We start from the raw sequence: 16524 nt of genomic DNA, 5'->3' as shown, positions 1-16524 counted from the left end.
ACGTCATATGAATCCATTATTGACACCTTTTGATACTGCTCCATTTTCAAAAATAGAAAATGCACATTTTAAGCCTGCTTTTTTACAAGCTATGAAAGATGCAAGAGCAGAAATAGACCAAATAACGGCTAACAAGGCAGAGCCTTCTTTTGAGAACACCATTGAAGCATTGGAATTTACAGGTCAGCAGTTGGACCGAATTTCCAGTGTTTTCTTTAATTTAAATTCTGCCGAAACCAATGAAGAAATTCAAAAGATAGCTCAGGAAATTTCCCCTTTGCTTTCTGAATTCAGTAATGATATTACGCTAAACGAAGCTTTATTCAAACGCATAAAAACCGTTTATGACCAAAAAGATTCTTTAGACCTTACCATAGAGCAACACACTTTGCTTGACAAGAAATACAAGAGTTTCAGTAGAAACGGTGCTAATCTAAACGATGACAAGAAGAAACGTCTTCGTGAAATTGATTCAGAGCTTTCAAAATTAAAATTGAACTTTGGCGAAAATATACTAGCTGAAACGAACAAGTATGAAAAGCACTTGACCAATGAAAATGATTTAGACGGTCTACCCGAAGGAGAGAAAGAGGCAGCTGCTCAAATGGCGAAATCAAAAGATAAAGAGGGCTGGGTTATAACTTTAGATTACCCTAGTTATATACCCTTTATGAAATATGCAAAAAACCGCGAACTGCGTAAGGAGTTGTCTTTAGCTTTTGGCAGCAAGGCTTTTCATAATGATGAGCTTGACAACCAAGAAAACGTACTTAAAATTGCCAATTTACGGTTTGAACGTGCTAATTTATTGGGCTACAAGACCCATGCACACTTTGTTTTAGAAGAGCGCATGGCAGAAACTCCAGAAAAGGTACACGAGTTTCTAAATGAGTTATTAGAAAAAGCAAAGCCTGCTGCAGGAAAAGAGTTCGCCCAATTAGAAGATTTTGCAAAAGAACTAGACCATATAGACCGATTAGAAAAATGGGATGGTAGTTATTATTCTGAAAAGCTGAAACAAAAACTGTTCAATTTAGATGACGAGAAACTAAAACCTTATTTTAAACTAGAGAATGTAATTTCTGGTGTTTTCAAAATAGCTGAGAAATTATTCGACCTTCGTTTTGAAGAAGTTACGGATATAGATAAATATAATGAAGAAGTAAAAACGTATAAGGTTTACGATACTTCTAACAACTTCATTTCTGTTTTCTATGCAGATTTCCACCCCAGAAAAGGAAAACGTGGTGGTGCTTGGATGACTTCCTACAAATCTCAATACCAACGTAACGGAGAAAATGTACGTCCACACATATCCAATGTTTGTAATTTTACCCGTTCTACACCTAGTAAGCCTTCTCTTCTAACTTTTAACGAGGTAACTACCCTATTTCATGAATTTGGACATGGATTGCATGGTATGCTGGCAAACACTACTTACCCTAGCCTCTCCGGAACTTCTGTATTTTGGGATTTTGTAGAGTTACCTAGTCAAGTAATGGAAAACTGGTGTTATGAAAAAGAAGCACTAGAACTTTTTGCTACTCATTACGAAACAGGAGAAGTAATTCCGATGGAATTGGTTCAAAAAATTAAAGAATCTGCTACTTTTCAAGAAGGCATGCAGACGCTACGCCAACTGAGTTTTGGCCTTTTAGACATGTCTTGGCACGGAATTGACCCAACAAGCATTACGAACGTAAAAGAGCACGAAACCGAAGCTTTTAAAGGCACGACTCTATATCCTGATACACCAGAAACTTGTATGAGTACCGCTTTTGCCCATATTTTTCAAGGTGGGTATTCTTCTGGATACTACAGCTACAAATGGGCTGAAGTTTTAGATGCGGATGCTTTCGCTTATTTTAAAGAAAAGGGTATTTTTAATAAAGAAGTCGCTACTAAGTTCAAAGATAATGCTTTCAAAAGGTGGTACAGAAAATCCAATGGTTCTTTACAAGCGTTTTAGAGGTGCTGAACCTAAGGTAGAAGCCTTATTAGAAAGGGCCGGCTTATTGAATTAAAACCTTCAAAATATAATTCATAAAAAAAATTAAAAAAATATACCAAGATTATGTTTTTGTAAGTTATTTCTTATATATTTACGTAACATAAGTAGGTTGAAAAGGTTATATCAATAATTTTTTTAACGGTTTAAAAGAGGGTGTGGGGACGCCCTCTTTTTTTATTCCCTAAAGCCAAATGACTAATAATAGGTTAAATAATTACTATTTCTTCCGTTTCCATTTATCATCTCACTTGGTTTTCAGAACTTCGCAAAAAAAATAAATCATGGTTATATTTGTAGATATGGACGAGGTGATTGCAGACACCTATGGAGAACATATAGAAATTTATAATAAGGATTACAACGAACAACTTACCCTAGATTTTTTTCATGGTAGTGAAGTTTGGCATAAAGTTCCTGTAGACAGACAACAGAGTGTTCGTGACCATGCACGAAATAGAGGTTTCTTTCGCAACCTCAAACCCATTGCAGATGCCCAAGCCGTACTTAAAGAATTAAGCGAGAAACACGAAGTGTATATTGCAAGTGCTGCTATGCAGTTTCCAAACTCACTTGAAGAGAAATCTGAGTGGTTAGATGAGTATTTTTCATTTATACCTTGGCAGAACCGCATTCTATGTGGAAACAAGCACATCTTACGCGGAGATGTTTTAATTGACGACCGTAGCTACAATCTAGAAACTTTTGAGGGCAGATCATTATTGTTCACATCACCACACAATGTAAACAGTACCGGTTTTGAAAGGGTAAACAATTGGTTAGAAGTCGCAGAAAAACTGCTCTAATTCTTTTTATCTGCCATAAAGGCATCATAACCACCTTCTAGATTCACAACCTTATCAAACCCAAGAGAATCTAGCACATGCGCTGCTTTGGCACTACGTCCGCCCATTTTACAATACACATAGACAGGTCTCGCTCTGTCTATTGAATCAACGCTTTTTATAAAATCCGTATCGAACCAATTAATATTCAATGCATTATCCAAATGACCGTCACTGAACTCTTCTGGAGTACGCACATCTACTAATATCCCCGATTCTATATCATTCCGTGAAAATTCTGTGATATGTTTTCCTTTACTTTGAACACAACCTAAGTTTATAACAAACAAGGTTACAAGTAAATAGTAAAATTTCATAGGTTTTAAGTTTAATCAAAAATACTAATTATGGCTGCGCTAAATTATATTTCGGGGAATGAAAAAAAATTAAAGGTCATTAAATCTAATTCCATTACTTTTGATAACGACAAAAAACGTATGCCAGAACACCAACTAATGCCCGATAAATGGGTAGACTTATACGCAGATTACCTTTTTAACTACGCAATAGGCCGTATTAGCGATGCTGAAGTAGCAAAAGACCTTGTTCAAGAAACTTTTATGGCGGGATTAAAATCTGCCAAAAATTACAAGGGAGATGCTGCCGAGCGTACATGGTTAATAGCTATTTTAAAGAGAAAAGTAATTGACCATTACAGAAAAACCAACTCTAAAAAAGGAAAAGCAGAAGTGCGAATGAACTATAGTTCGCAAACTGATGCCGAAGGTGATTGGTTAGAAGAACAGGTTGCCGACCCTTTTAGTTCCTTCGAAAACAGCGATATAGAAAACGAAGAATTGGGACTTGCCATTCAATCTTGTATTGCCAAACTACCTAAAAAACAAGCTTTGGTCTTTACAATGAAAACTATTCAAGGAGTTAGTACGGAAGATATTTGTAATGAGCTCGATATTAATCCGTCTAATCTGTGGGTAATGATACATAGAGCTAGAACAGCTTTAATGGATTGCCTTAATCAAAATTGGTTTTAAACTATGATTTCTTGCGACAAAGCCGCCATAATTTGCAACAAAGCCCAATACAGGGAAGCAACTTTTACGGAAAAACTAAAATTGCGTTTTCACTTATTTATGTGTAAAACTTGTTCTAAAGCAACTAAAGAGAACACTCAATTAACGACCTTATGCCAAAAGGCAGACCTTCACAGCTTAACCGAACAGGAAAAGTTGAAAATGAAGCAAATTTTAGATAAAATGAATTAAAAGAATTTTCCAAAGGCAAATAATAATGTCCACCAGAAAATAGAAATTCCTTCCACCCAAAAAGAGGCAAAATATCTATTTTGCTGACGTTTTGTAACGAACATCAAAGCTCCCAAGAGTAAAAACATAATACCCCCAGCAAAAGCCTCATACATAGAAATAGTATCTTTCAAAAAAATTAGAAAGAAAAATGGGAGTGTACAAAACGACCCGAATATTTTAGTGTTGGCTACTCCATAACGTTGCGGCAACGTCCTTAATTCCGGGCTATCATAAGCTAAGTCACGAATCTCAAAGGGAATCAACAGAATCAGTACAAACAAAAAGCGCTGTACGCATTCTATCCAAACATCTTTCTCCATAGGGCCTCCTTCCGATAATACGGGAAGAATTACGGTAGCTCCCGCCCATACTAATGCGACGATAAAAATTTTCAACCCTCCCCAACTCCTAAGGTTTTTTGCGTGAGGTAACAATGGTACAGCATACAGCCCTGTAAGGCCTACCAGTCCACCAATACCCATCCATACTTCTAGCTTAAGAAAATAACCATGATATAAAGCAATGGCCAAGGCTATAAAGCTTACAAATTGAATGTTCTTTTGGTATTTATTGGCTACTAGAATATACTTCTTTGCCTCTACCCCATATTTTACAAAATTGTAGCAAGCAATAGAACCAAAAAAAAGAAACCAAGCTAGGTGTTGATTTACACCGTATCCCAATGTAATATCCGTTACATGTACAAGTGCATAAACGGCAAAAGCTACATGTATGGAGGCATCAAGGTAAAAATCAAAAACACGGTTAATAGCCTTCATCCTACAAAACTAACGAAACTGTTCATAAACACCGTTTTTAGTTAAAAACTTTCATCCTACGGAACAATTATGTGATTTTTTTAAGGGATAAAATGTCTAATTTTGTGGCACTTATTTTTAAGCTATGAAGACAGACGTATTTGCTTTGCGCCATATAGGCATCAGGGAAGAAAATCAAGAGCATATGCTCAAAACTGTAGGTACAGACACCTTGGACCAGCTCATTTACGAGACCATTCCAAATGATATTCGCCTTAAACAGCCATTACAGCTCAATGCCGCTATGAGCGAACATAAATTTCTAGCTCATATTCAAGAGCTTTCAGAAGAAAATGAAGTATTCCGCACATATATTGGTTTAGGGTATCATGAAAGCTTGACACCTTCTGTAATTAAAAGAAATATACTAGAGAATCCAGGCTGGTATACCGCTTATACGCCTTATCAAGCTGAAATTGCCCAAGGAAGACTAGAAGCCCTTTTGAATTTTCAAACTGTTGTAGCGGACCTAACGGGAATGGAATTGGCTAATGCTTCGCTTTTAGATGAAAGTACAGCTGCCGCAGAAGCCATGACCATGTTGTTTGATGTTCGTAGCCGTGAACAAAAGAAAAACTGTATTCTAAAATTCTTTGTTTCCGAAGAAGTACTACCACAAACACTGTCTCTTTTAAAGACGCGTTCAACACCACTAGGTATTGAGTTGGTGATAGGAAATCATGAAGAATTCTCTTTCACCCAAGATTTTTACGGGGCTTTATTGCAATACCCATAAAATATGGTCAAGTAAACGACTATGCAGATTTTGTTTCCAAAGCCAGAGAAAATGATATTAAAGTAGCTGTTGCAGCAGACATACTAAGTTTAGTACTTCTTACTCCTCCGGGGGAATTTGGTGCTGATGTTGTTGTTGGTACTACACAGCGCTTTGGTATCCCTCTAGGTTATGGAGGTCCTCATGCTGCATTTTTCGCGACTAAAGAAGCGTATAAAAGAAATATTCCCGGTCGGATTATTGGCGTCACCAAAGATACTGATGGCAAAACCGCCCTTAGAATGGCACTCCAGACTAGAGAACAACATATCAAACGAGATAAAGCTACCTCAAACATCTGTACAGCTCAAGTACTATTGGCCGTCATGGCGGGTATGTATGCTGTGTACCATGGTCCAAAAGGCCTAAAATATATAGCAAATAAGGTACACCGTACCGCAGTAACCTTAGCTGATGCGCTAGAGAAATTAGGTTTATATCAAACCAACTCTTCTTATTTTGACACAATTACAGTGAAAGCAGATGCTAGTAGCGTTCGGAAAATAGCAGAGAAAAATAAAGTTAATTTCCTTTATATTGACAATGAAACTATTTCCATTGCTGTAAATGAGGCTACATCGCTACAAGACCTTAACCAAATTGTCTCTATTTTTACAGAGGCCCTTGGAAAAGAAACTAAAGAAACAGAAAGTCTTTTATCCAAATCTGCCATAACTCCAAGCATACAGCGCCATACTTCTTTTTTACACAAATGAAGTATTTAACATGTCTCATTCAGAAACAGAACTGATGCGTTACATTAAGAAATTAGAGCGTAAAGACCTTTCATTGAATCATTCAATGATTTCATTAGGTTCATGTACAATGAAATTAAATGCCGCTTCTGAGATGCTACCATTGAGTATGGCACGCTGGGCCAACATTCATCCGTTTGTACCTATTGAACAAGCTAAAGGATATCAGTTTGTATTGAAAGAATTGGCCAAAGATCTTTCAACAATAACAGGTTTTGCTGCAACATCATTGCAACCCAATTCAGGCGCACAAGGTGAGTACGCAGGCCTTATGGTTATTAGAGCATACCACGAATCCAGAAATGAAGGACACAGAGATGTGTGCATTATTCCAGCTTCGGCACACGGTACCAATCCTGCCTCCGCTGTAATGGCCGGCATGAAAGTAGTCGTTACCAAGACCGATGAAAAAGGAAATATAGACGTATCCGATTTAGAAGAAAAAGTTTTAAAGCATTCAGAAAATCTTGCTGCTTTAATGGTTACTTACCCTTCTACCCACGGTGTTTTTGAGTCCTCTATTAAACATATAACAAAACTGATTCATGATAATGGCGGCCAAGTATATATGGACGGCGCCAACATGAACGCACAAGTAGGTCTTACGAACCCTGCGATTATTGGTGCCGATGTTTGCCATTTAAACCTTCATAAAACTTTTGCCATACCGCACGGTGGTGGTGGCCCTGGTGTAGGTCCAATTTGTGTTGCAGAGCAATTAGTTCCATTTCTACTAGGTAACCCTGTCATTGAAACAGGTGGTGATAAAGCTATTACCGCAATTTCTGCTGCACCATGGGGAAGCTCGTTAGTTTGCCTAATCTCTTATGGCTATATAAAAATGCTAGGGGAACAAGGTTTAAGACACTCCACCGAAATAGCTATACTGAATGCCAATTATATCAAACAGAAATTAAGCGGTGCCTACGATGTTCTTTATACAGGTGAAAAAGGACGTGCAGCACACGAGATGATTATTGATTGTAGACCTTTCAAAAAGAATGGTATTGAAGTTATTGATATAGCGAAAAGGTTAATGGACTATGGTTTTCACGCACCAACGGTTTCTTTTCCCGTAGCCGGGACCTTGATGATCGAACCTACGGAAAGTGAAAGTTTAACTGAATTAGACCGTTTTTGTGATGCCATGTTATCTATTAGAGCAGAAATTAACGATGCATCTGTAGAAGACCATAATAACGTGCTTAAAAATTCACCGCATACCCTTGAAATGTTAACTGCAGATGAGTGGAATTTTCCATACAGCAGACAAAAAGCAGCATTTCCGCTTTCGTACATTCAAGAAAACAAATTTTGGCCTTCAGTTAGACGAGTTGATGACGCCTATGGAGACCGTAATTTAATATGTACCTGTGCACCAATTGAAGCCTACGTAGAGGCAGAATAACTACCGGTAACACTAATAAATACGGGCCTTTTCACTTAAATAAAAGGGCCCGTATTCTTTTCGCACAATTCCGTTAAAGGTCTTGAACATCGTAAAAGTTGTTATGCATGCATAATATTCAATTTGTTATGCATTACCTTGCAAAGTGATAAAATAAATTACATTATGTCAATTGCAATTACAGGAACAGGAAGTTACATACCATCGCTAGTCGTTCCTAACGACGAATTTGAAGGTCATAATTTTTTAAATGCAGACGGCTCACCATTTGCCCATGATAACGCCGTTATCATCCAGAAATTCAAAGGAATTACAGGAATTGAAGAACGACGTTATGTTGAAAAAAATCTAAATACCTCTGACATTGGTTTTCTTGCTGCAGAAAAAGCAATTACCGATGCAGGAATTGACAAAGAAACTATAGATTACATCATTTTTGCTCATAATTTTGGAGATGTTTCTCCGGGCAATATTCAAAGTGACAGCTTACCTAGTTTAGCTACAAGGGTAAAGCAACATTTACGCATAAAAAATCCCACTTGTGTCGCCTATGATTTAATCTTCGGGTGTCCGGGATGGATTCAAGGAGCTATACAGGCAAATGCTTTCATTAAAAGCGGGATTGCAAAAAGGTGTCTTGTTATCGGGGCAGAAACTTTATCTCGTATTGTAGATCCACATGACAGGGATTCTATGATTTACTCCGATGGTGCTGGTGCAGCCATAATTGAAGAAACTGACGGTGCTGGTGAAATACTTTCACACGCTAGTGCAACACACGCTTATGAAGAAGCTTATTTTTTATTCTTTGGTAAATCTTACAATAAAGAAAAAGACGACACGAAGTACATAAAAATGTACGGTCGTAAAATCTACGAGTTTGCCGTTACCCACGTACCACAAGCTATGAAAGATTGTCTGGACGATAGTGGAGTTGCGATAAAGGACCTCAAAAAAATCTTTATTCACCAAGCGAATGAGAAGATGGACGAAGCCATTGTAAAACGTTTCTACGGTCTTTACGACCATGAAATTCCGGAGAATATCATGCCTATGAGCATTGGTAAATTAGGGAACAGCTCAGTAGCTACAGTACCTACTCTATTCGATTTGGTACTTAACGGAAAAATAGAAAATCAAGACGTTCAAAAGGGAGATGTTGTTATCTTTGCAAGTGTTGGTGCGGGCATGAACATTAATGCCATGGTATACAGGGTATAATTCAATCCGTAACAGCGCAGACAATCAAACTTGCAACCTGTTCAAATGTACGAGAAGACCTATCCTAGTAAACGTTTTCAGCATACCCTAGATTTTCTAAAGAAACATATCACTCCCGAGGAAACTATTTTAGACCTCGGTGTAGAAAATCCGTTTTCTAAAATCATGAAAGAGCAGGGGTATTCCGTAGAGAATACCAAAGGCGAAGATTTGGATATTGATTACTCTTCTCTAACCAGCTCAAACGCAAAAGTAGTTACTGCATTTGAAATTTTTGAACACTTACTAGCCCCTTTTAACCCACTCAGGGAAATAAAAGCAGACAAGATAGTTGCAAGCATTCCATTAAAATTATGGTTTGCGCCCGCATACCGCAGTAAAACCGATCCATGGGACCGTCATTATCACGAATTTGAAGATTGGCAATTTGACTGGCTTTTAGAGAAAGCAGGTTGGGAAATTAAGGATCGCGCAAAATGGACCAACCCGGTTAAAAAGTTAGGCATACGCCCCCTATTGCGCAGTTTTACCCCACGGTACTATATTATCTATGCGGTAAGGAAACAAGAACAATAAACGCACAATATTATTTCAATTTCATAGCTTTTGCCCTATTAACCTTTCATGGCCATGCACTATTATGTAATCGTTCCCGCTCATAATGAAGAAGGCTTTTTGGCTGACACCTTAAATTCTATCTTAAGACAGTCCCTACAGCCCAAAAGAGTCGTTGTAGTGAACGATAATTCTACTGACAACACAGAAGATATCATAGACCAATTTGTAGCACTCAGCCCCATTTTTGAGAAGTTAAATACGACTTCATCTACCGAACATATGCCAGGTAGTAAAGTGATTAACGCATTTAACAAAGGATTACAGCTTCTTGATGAAAATTACGACTTTGTTGTAAAGTTAGATGCCGATGTAATTCTCCCCGATAATTACTTTGAAAAAATTGTTTATATTTTTAGAGGACAACCCAAAGTAGGTATTGCCGGAGGTTTCATTTACGAACAGGCCGAAGATGGACAATGGAAATTAAACCACCCGATGGATAAAAACCATGTGCGAGGTGCATTTAAAGCATATACCAAAAAATGTTTCAAAGCTATTGGAGGATTACGGAACGCTATGGGATGGGATACTGTAGACGAGTTGCTTGCCCAATACCATGGTCATGAAATCTATACTGACGATGCTTTAAAAGTAAAACACCTTAGACCTACGGGAAACGCCTATAACAAAAAAGCTAAACTTCTTCAAGGAAAAGCGATGTACACCATGCGATATGGATTATTAATAACTATAATCGCTTCGTTGAAAATGGCTGTAAAGCAACAAAAACCGCAAGCTTTTTCAGATAATATGTACGGCTATCTTGAAGCTAAAAAAGAGAAAGAGCATTTCTTGGTCACAAAAGCTGAGGGTGACTTTATCAGAAAACTACGCTGGAGAAATATTAAAAGGAAACTTTTATAATCAAACCAAAATCTTGTAAACAAAAAATGCCCGCTATTAAAGCGGGCATTTTTCATATAGGGTAATCAGGTGTATTATATACCTAATTCTTTTTTCACATCTGCTAATAGATTCTTACCATTAGCTACGATAAGTCCACCACCGGCTTGAGCATCTATTACGTAATCAAAACCTTGGGCAGCAGCTACTTTTTCAATTGCAGCTTTAGCTTTATCGGATATAGGAGCAAAAAGCTCTCCTTGCTTCTTCTGAAGCTCTCTTTGTGCAGCTTGTTGTGCTTCACCAATATTCTTTTGAACACCTTGAAGCTCTATTGCTCTTTTTTCGTTCTCTTCTTTTGATTTTGAAGGCGCCTCATTTTGGTACAAAGTAGCTTTGTTCTGAAATTCAGTCATTGAACTTTCAATATCGGCATTGTAAGTCTCAGATAATTTTTTAAGCTCTGCTTCTGCAGTTTTCATCTCCGGCATTGCACTTAATAATTGGGTAACATCTATGTGTGCTACTTTACTCTGTGCGTTAACAAAACCTGTAGCGGCTACAAACAATACTAAGGCTACTGCTATTTTCTTTAAGTGTTTCATGATAATTCTAGTTAAAATAATTGAGTGTTAATTTCTGGTTAATGTATTTTTCTCGTTTCACATTTGCTAAGCAAATCGCCGCAATGTATTAAAATTATGTCTATTTAGCAGATGATTGCGAGACTTTGTTCAGCAAACCGTATTACTCTTCAGTTTCTCCTTCATCCTGCCCGTCATCTTGACGTTCTTCTAGCTTCTCTTTTCTCTTTGCTTCACGCTCTTCTAACAGCTTTTTTCTTCGGGCCTCATACGCTTTCTTGCGCTCTTCCCTTAACTTCAACTGTTCAGCACGCTTCTCTTCTACTGTTTTCTCTCTTGCTTCTTGTGCCTTTTCTGCGTTCTCTTTTCTTTCCTTTAGAGCATCGCTCATCTCATCTTCTGCCTCTTCATCATCAAATTTGTCTCTACTATCTTTCTTAGGCTTGCTTATTTTACGAGTCCTAGAAATTCCTCTGAGCACTAAATCACTAATGTCATGCCTATTTTCAGCGTACAACATAACAACATCAGCAGACTTATCAAAAATAAAATCATACTTCTTATTTGCTCCTATTTTCTGTACCTCATTAAATACTTGATCCTGTATTGGTTGAATCAGACGTCGCTTTTGCAAAACTAAATCGCCCTGCGGTCCAAAACGGTCTTGTTGATATTCTACCATTTCTTTTTCAAGAATCTGGATATCTTCTTCCCGCTCGGCAATCAACTCATCGGTCAAAAGCACACGCTCGGCCATTAAATCTTTCTTTACTTGCTCAAGCTGACTTTGCTTTTGCTCAATATCTATCTTCCATTTCTGGACCTTATCAGCAAGCTGCTTGTTAGCATCTCTATATTCGTCTACATTCTCTAAGATATATTCCATATCTACGTAAGCAATACGAACACCACGCTGAGCAAAGGTGTAGGCAGAACACAAGGTTAACACCAGTACAAAAAGAACGTTTGATTTTGTTTTCATTTCATTATCGTTTTATCCAATAGAAAATATCGTGCCAAAATTACTAAAACCTTAAAAATAAGCGGTTTAGCATAAAGGACGATTCCTTAAATTAAAACTGTTGGCCAATAATGAAGTGTGTTTGAAGTCCGCTAGGTCCGTTTCCGATAGATTGAGGCCTAAGATCTTCATCAAACCCATAACCGAAATCAATACCTAACAACCCGAATGCCGGCATGAAAATGCGCAGCCCCACTCCGGCCGATCGTTTTATCTCAAACGGATTAAATTCCTGAAAATTGTTGAAAGCATTACCACCTTCCATAAATGCAAGCATATAAATGGAAGCAGAAGGTTTTAAAGTTAAAGGATAGCGTAATTCCAATGAGAATTTATTGTAAACCAAACCACCTTCTTGTTGACCTGTTATTTCATCAATTGGCGTTAAAGATTGGTTTTCATACCCTCTTAACTGAACTACATCACGACCATCTAAAGTAAAGTTTCCTAAACCATCCCCACCTACGAAGAAACGTTCAAAAGGCACATCACCAACATCGTTATTATAATTCCCCAAGAAACCGAACTCTGCATTAGTACGCATTACCAAATCACCAACTAAGGTTGTATACCAGTCTCCTTTGAACTTCACTTTATAATACTCTAACCATCTAAAACGCTGTTGATCGATGTCTTCTAGCTCTGCAGTTTCTTCAGCAGTAAGGCCACCTTGTTGCACTTCTAAAAGCGACAACTCAGTACTACGATCCCGCAATGTTTCAAAATCTTTATTACTAAAGAGCGAATAAGGCGGAGTTAGTTTTGCCGTAACTTCAAAATTAGAACCTCCTCTTGGGAAAATACGACCACCAGAAGTAGCGTTTCTTGAAATACCTAAAGTATAAGCAAAAGAGTTAGACCTACCATTACCAAAATTAAACAATCCAATATCATAGTTATTGAACTCATAAACCTGTAACTTAAAGAATGAGATATTGTAAAGAAATCATCTGGCCATTGTACACGTTTTGCCAAACCTGCGGTTAAACCTGTAATTGAAAAACCACGATCTTTATCAACCTTTATAGTACTACTTGTAGAATTATTGTAATCAACTCCAAACTGTTGTGTTCTGGATAGGTTTAAACTAAACTGAACTGGTTTTCTACCTCCTAACCAAGGCTCTGCAAAGTTAAGGCTGTATACCCTAAATGTTCTACTTGCCTGTATTCTCATGGCAAAAGTCTGACCATCACCCATAGGCACTGGCTTATACTCTTCGCCATTTAAAATATTCTTAATCGAGAAGTTATTGAAAGAAAGCCCCAAGGTTCCTATAAAACCACCGCCTCCGTAACCACCTTGTAATTCTATCTGACTTGAGCCTGATTCCACCAAGTTGTACTTAATATCTACAGTACCTTCGTTAGGGTTAGGATTAAGAATGTCCGGCTTAATCTGCTCTGCATCAAAATAACCTAACTGTTGAAGTTCACGAATTGTTCTGATGATATCACTCTTATTGTATTTTTGACCTTGGACGTGTTCTTAGTTCACGATAAATTACGTGATCGTTTGTACGGTCATTACCAACGATATCTATATGATTAAGAAAAGTCTCTTTACCTTCTATTACACGAATCTCAAAATTAATAGTATCATTCTCTGCTGAAACCTCTACTGGGTTAATACTTGAAAATAAATACCCATTGTTTTGATACAAACTAGTAACATCGTTAGGCTCAGGTTTAGAATCGTCTGCAATACGCTCTCTTAACAAAACACCATTATAGGTATCCCCTTTCTTTATACCCAACACCGAGGCCAATTGACGATCTGTATAGACACTGTTACCAACAAAATCTACATCACCAAAATAGTACTTATTACCTTCTTCTATTTGGTATTTTAAGATGATGTTATTTTCATCTACCTTAATTACAGAATCGGAAATGATACGTGCATCACGGTAACCGTTCTCGGCATATTTATCGGACAACAGCTCTAAATCATTTTCGTAATCTTCCTCTATAAATTTAGATTTCTTCCAAAAACGCCAAAAACGTTTTTCTTTGGTTTTCTTAAAGGCACCTTTTAGTTTTTTGTCAGATAACTGCTCGTTACCCTCAAAAACCATTTCCTTTATTTTTACCTTATCTCCTTTATTAATGTTAACCGCCATTTTCTGAGCATTGGTCTCAGAAGTATCTTTAGCTACAATAATAGATGTTTTGGCATTTAAGAAACCTTGTTTTTTATACTTATTATCAAGGTAGTTCTTTGTGTTAGCTATTAAACTCTCGGTAATTTTCTTTCCTTTCTTAAGGTCCGTATCCTTTAATATATCATCTACTTTCCTAGGTTTAACACCAGTTACAGTAACACTGGACAACGTTGGTCTTTCTATAATATTCAATTCAAGAAAGACTCTATCGCCTTCTATATTAGTAACATAGAAATCAATGTTCTTGAAAAGCTCAAGACCCCAAAGTTTGTTGATAATTCCGCTAATCTCGTCTCCAGGAGAGTAATAGGCTGCCCTACACGTAATCCGGTATACGTTTTTACGGTCTGCTCGTTATAACTTTGCAGTCCGGTGACCTCTAGCCCACCTAAAATGTACTTTTTGCCGTCCTCAAAAGAAAGTTCTTGTGCGGAGCAAAATGTAGTTGCAAAAATTAATAGGAGTGTAATAAAAGGTTCGAAGGATATGAACCTTTTCATATCGCTAATTGAGTTGTTCGCTGGTTTTTCCAAATCTTCGTTCTCTGTTCTGATAACTTTTTATGGCTTCTGCCAAATGTTGACTACTAAAATCGGGCCAAAATACTTCAACGAAATACAATTCCGCATAGGCAATTTGCCATAGTAAAAAATTGCTGATACGATGCTCTCCACTAGTGCGGATAAGCAAATCTACATCAGGCAAATCGTGCGTGTAAAGATGGCTATTAATAATGGTTTCGTCAATGTTTTCAATTGAAATTATATTATTTTTAACTTTGGTACTTATTTGTTTTACTGCGTTTTTGATCTCTTCTCGCGCACCATAACTTAAAGCCAAAGTAAGGGTCATTCCTGTGTTTTCCCTTGTTTTCTCCATTACCTCCTTTAGTTCCTTATTAGCTTTTTTGGGCAATGACTCTAAATCTCCAATAGCATTCAACCTAATGTTGTTTTCTGAAAAAGTCTTCAGCTCTTTCTTTAATGAAGACACTAAAAGCCTCATTAAAGTATCGATTTCAATTTTAGGTCTTTTCCAATTTTCTGTAGAAAATGTATATAAAGTAAGGTACTCTAGTTCTATTTTAACGCAGTTTTCAACCGTCTCTCGTACAGTTTTAACTCCATTCTCATGTCCAAAAACGCGAAGTTTGCCTTTTTGCTTTGCCCAACGCCCGTTTCCATCCATAATAATGGCTAAATGGCGTGGCATTTTATTTTTATCTAATTCTTCTAGGTCAACCATAAGGAACTGATCATACTACTCTAATAAACATTCTCTTGGTTAGATGAATTTTACATCACCAACCTAATAAGCACACGCGTTTTGAGCGTACGACAAAAATAGCCTATAAATTTGAATTATGCATAGTTAAGGCCAGATCAACAAAAGAAAAGAAGGTTTTTTTAAAGAATGCTAGTTACTCAAAACATTCATTACAAGGCTTTCTACCAAAAGTATAGGTTAGCGTTAATCCGGAGAATACATACCAGTCATCATTAAACACATTACCAAACCGAAGATCGTCTAATTGACGACTAACATTAAGTTTTTCAGGGTAGCTACCATCTAGGTTATCAGTAAAAGTATACCGAGCACCTATCTCTGCACCTAAAATTAAGAACTGGTTTAAACGGATTTTTGCACCAACAGTCATTGGTATAGCTAAAGTTCCATCTCTTTGAGAAACACTTAAGAATTGTCCTGCATCAAAATAATTGTAATCGTATCTCACATAATTTATACCCGTATATAAATAAGGTGTAAATGCAGGCCCCATCTTATGAAGATTATAATCTACGAAGTTAAATTCGAGTCCCGCAGAAGCTTCCAGTAAAGAATTATCCATCTGGTAACCTCGTTGTTGTCGAGAAGGGTCGTTAGATTTGGTATCGTCTGCCTGAAACTTGGCATAAATAACACTGGCACGCCAAGCATAGCGCTTAGCTATGTTCCATTTAAAAATACCGCCAATTGCAACATCAGACGGCGAAATATATGTGGTACGCCCTACATCTCCAATAACATTGGCTCCTCCGGCAAATATACCGGCCTCATAGGTTTGTGCTCCTATACTGCCAAAAGTGCATAGTAGAACTATGACAATGAAATGCTTCATAAATCGTATTAGTTTGCGAATATAACAATTGCACCCAACTATTATATTAATGTTCTCAAATGATAAACAGGATTTGCAGA

General features: G+C 37.3%; 11 protein-coding genes and 3 pseudogenes. 7 read left to right on the top strand and 7 right to left on the bottom strand.

The genetic code is table 11. The features are described 5' to 3' along the window. The first annotated feature begins 7 nt into the window (after window positions 1–7). Both Q5W13_RS12220 and Q5W13_RS12215 read left to right on the top strand, forming a co-directional pair. Window positions 8–2024 (top strand): annotated as a pseudogene (locus tag Q5W13_RS12220) (M3 family metallopeptidase). Between the two features lie 268 nt (window positions 2025–2292). Continuing rightward, the gene (locus Q5W13_RS12215; protein WP_304443179.1) at window positions 2293–2814 is read left to right on the top strand and encodes a 5' nucleotidase, NT5C type; all 522 of its coding nucleotides are present in this window, start codon (window positions 2293–2295) and stop codon (window positions 2812–2814) included. On the opposite strand, the gene Q5W13_RS12210 is transcribed toward Q5W13_RS12215, so the two are convergent. Next, window positions 2811–3170 (bottom strand): rhodanese-like domain-containing protein, encoded by a 360-nt coding sequence (locus Q5W13_RS12210; protein ID WP_304443178.1) that lies wholly within the window; start codon window positions 3168–3170, stop codon window positions 2811–2813. The two genes, Q5W13_RS12215 and Q5W13_RS12210, sit on opposite strands and share 4 nt — an antisense overlap. Window positions 3171–3290: 120 nt before the next feature. Here Q5W13_RS12210 and Q5W13_RS12205 point away from each other — a divergent pair, with 120 nt between their 5' ends. Next, complete coding sequence (locus Q5W13_RS12205) at window positions 3291–3845, top strand: sigma-70 family RNA polymerase sigma factor (protein WP_155595533.1); 555 nt, start codon at window positions 3291–3293, stop codon at window positions 3843–3845. A 227-nt stretch (window positions 3846–4072) separates the two neighbouring features. Here the strand turns inward: Q5W13_RS12205 and Q5W13_RS12200 are convergent, their stop codons facing one another. After that, the gene (locus Q5W13_RS12200; protein ID WP_304443177.1) at window positions 4073–4897 is read right to left on the bottom strand and encodes a UbiA prenyltransferase family protein; all 825 of its coding nucleotides are present in this window, start codon (window positions 4895–4897) and stop codon (window positions 4073–4075) included. Between the two features lie 124 nt (window positions 4898–5021). Here Q5W13_RS12200 and gcvP point away from each other — a divergent pair. The 4 genes and pseudogenes from gcvP (at window position 5022) to Q5W13_RS12180 (ending at window position 10577) form a co-directional block, all read left to right on the top strand. Continuing rightward, window positions 5022–7874, top strand: a pseudogene (gene gcvP, locus Q5W13_RS12195) (aminomethyl-transferring glycine dehydrogenase). A 165-nt stretch (window positions 7875–8039) separates the two neighbouring features. Further along, window positions 8040–9095 (top strand): 3-oxoacyl-ACP synthase III family protein, encoded by a 1056-nt coding sequence (locus tag Q5W13_RS12190; RefSeq protein ID WP_304443176.1) that lies wholly within the window; start codon window positions 8040–8042, stop codon window positions 9093–9095. 45 nt (window positions 9096–9140) lie between these two features. Continuing rightward, complete coding sequence (locus Q5W13_RS12185) at window positions 9141–9671, top strand: methyltransferase (RefSeq protein WP_214612464.1); 531 nt, start codon at window positions 9141–9143, stop codon at window positions 9669–9671. A gap of 54 nt (window positions 9672–9725) precedes the next feature. Next, the gene (locus Q5W13_RS12180; RefSeq protein ID WP_155594736.1) at window positions 9726–10577 is read left to right on the top strand and encodes a glycosyltransferase family 2 protein; all 852 of its coding nucleotides are present in this window, start codon (window positions 9726–9728) and stop codon (window positions 10575–10577) included. A 74-nt stretch (window positions 10578–10651) separates the two neighbouring features. On the opposite strand, the gene Q5W13_RS12175 is transcribed toward Q5W13_RS12180, so the two are convergent. From Q5W13_RS12175 to porG, 5 genes and pseudogenes are all read right to left on the bottom strand, one after another. Then, complete coding sequence (locus Q5W13_RS12175) at window positions 10652–11161, bottom strand: OmpH/Skp family outer membrane protein (RefSeq protein WP_155594737.1); 510 nt, start codon at window positions 11159–11161, stop codon at window positions 10652–10654. A gap of 142 nt (window positions 11162–11303) precedes the next feature. After that, a complete protein-coding gene (locus Q5W13_RS12170; protein ID WP_304443175.1) occupies window positions 11304–12122 on the bottom strand; it encodes an OmpH/Skp family outer membrane protein in 819 nt (272 codons plus the stop codon). Window positions 12123–12213: 91 nt separating this feature from the next. Continuing rightward, window positions 12214–14825: pseudogene (locus tag Q5W13_RS12165) on the bottom strand (BamA/OMP85 family outer membrane protein). Between the two features lie 4 nt (window positions 14826–14829). Continuing rightward, a complete protein-coding gene (gene uppS, locus Q5W13_RS12160) occupies window positions 14830–15570 on the bottom strand; it encodes an undecaprenyl pyrophosphate synthase (protein ID WP_304446455.1) in 741 nt (246 codons plus the stop codon). 175 nt (window positions 15571–15745) lie between these two features. Then, the gene (porG, locus tag Q5W13_RS12155) at window positions 15746–16444 is read right to left on the bottom strand and encodes a type IX secretion system protein PorG (protein WP_304446454.1); all 699 of its coding nucleotides are present in this window, start codon (window positions 16442–16444) and stop codon (window positions 15746–15748) included. Between the last annotated feature and the right edge of the window lie 80 nt (window positions 16445–16524).

Origin of the sequence: Zobellia laminariae (genome assembly GCF_030553095.1) — a bacterium.
GTDB lineage: Bacteria > Bacteroidota > Bacteroidia > Flavobacteriales > Flavobacteriaceae > Zobellia > Zobellia laminariae.
The sequence above is the reverse complement of the archived record's forward strand: the minus strand, read 5'-3'. Positions and strand labels throughout refer to the sequence as shown.

Excerpts from the sequence above, each read along its gene's own strand:
- Q5W13_RS12210 (WP_304443178.1), bottom strand. The coding sequence starts at position 3,170 with ATGAAATTTTACTATTTACTTGTAACCTTGTTTGTTATAAACTTAGGT.
- Q5W13_RS12215 (WP_304443179.1), top strand. The coding sequence starts at position 2,293 with ATGGTTATATTTGTAGATATGGACGAGGTGATTGCAGACACCTATGGA.
- Q5W13_RS12190 (WP_304443176.1), top strand. The coding sequence starts at position 8,040 with ATGTCAATTGCAATTACAGGAACAGGAAGTTACATACCATCGCTAGTC.
- porG (WP_304446454.1), bottom strand. The coding sequence starts at position 16,444 with ATGAAGCATTTCATTGTCATAGTTCTACTATGCACTTTTGGCAGTATA.
- Q5W13_RS12180 (WP_155594736.1), top strand. The coding sequence starts at position 9,726 with ATGCACTATTATGTAATCGTTCCCGCTCATAATGAAGAAGGCTTTTTG.
- Q5W13_RS12200 (WP_304443177.1), bottom strand. The coding sequence starts at position 4,897 with ATGAAGGCTATTAACCGTGTTTTTGATTTTTACCTTGATGCCTCCATA.
- Q5W13_RS12185 (WP_214612464.1), top strand. The coding sequence starts at position 9,141 with ATGTACGAGAAGACCTATCCTAGTAAACGTTTTCAGCATACCCTAGAT.
- Q5W13_RS12175 (WP_155594737.1), bottom strand. The coding sequence starts at position 11,161 with ATGAAACACTTAAAGAAAATAGCAGTAGCCTTAGTATTGTTTGTAGCC.
- Q5W13_RS12205 (WP_155595533.1), top strand. The coding sequence starts at position 3,291 with ATGCCAGAACACCAACTAATGCCCGATAAATGGGTAGACTTATACGCA.
- uppS (WP_304446455.1), bottom strand. The coding sequence starts at position 15,570 with ATGGTTGACCTAGAAGAATTAGATAAAAATAAAATGCCACGCCATTTA.
- Q5W13_RS12170 (WP_304443175.1), bottom strand. The coding sequence starts at position 12,122 with ATGAAAACAAAATCAAACGTTCTTTTTGTACTGGTGTTAACCTTGTGT.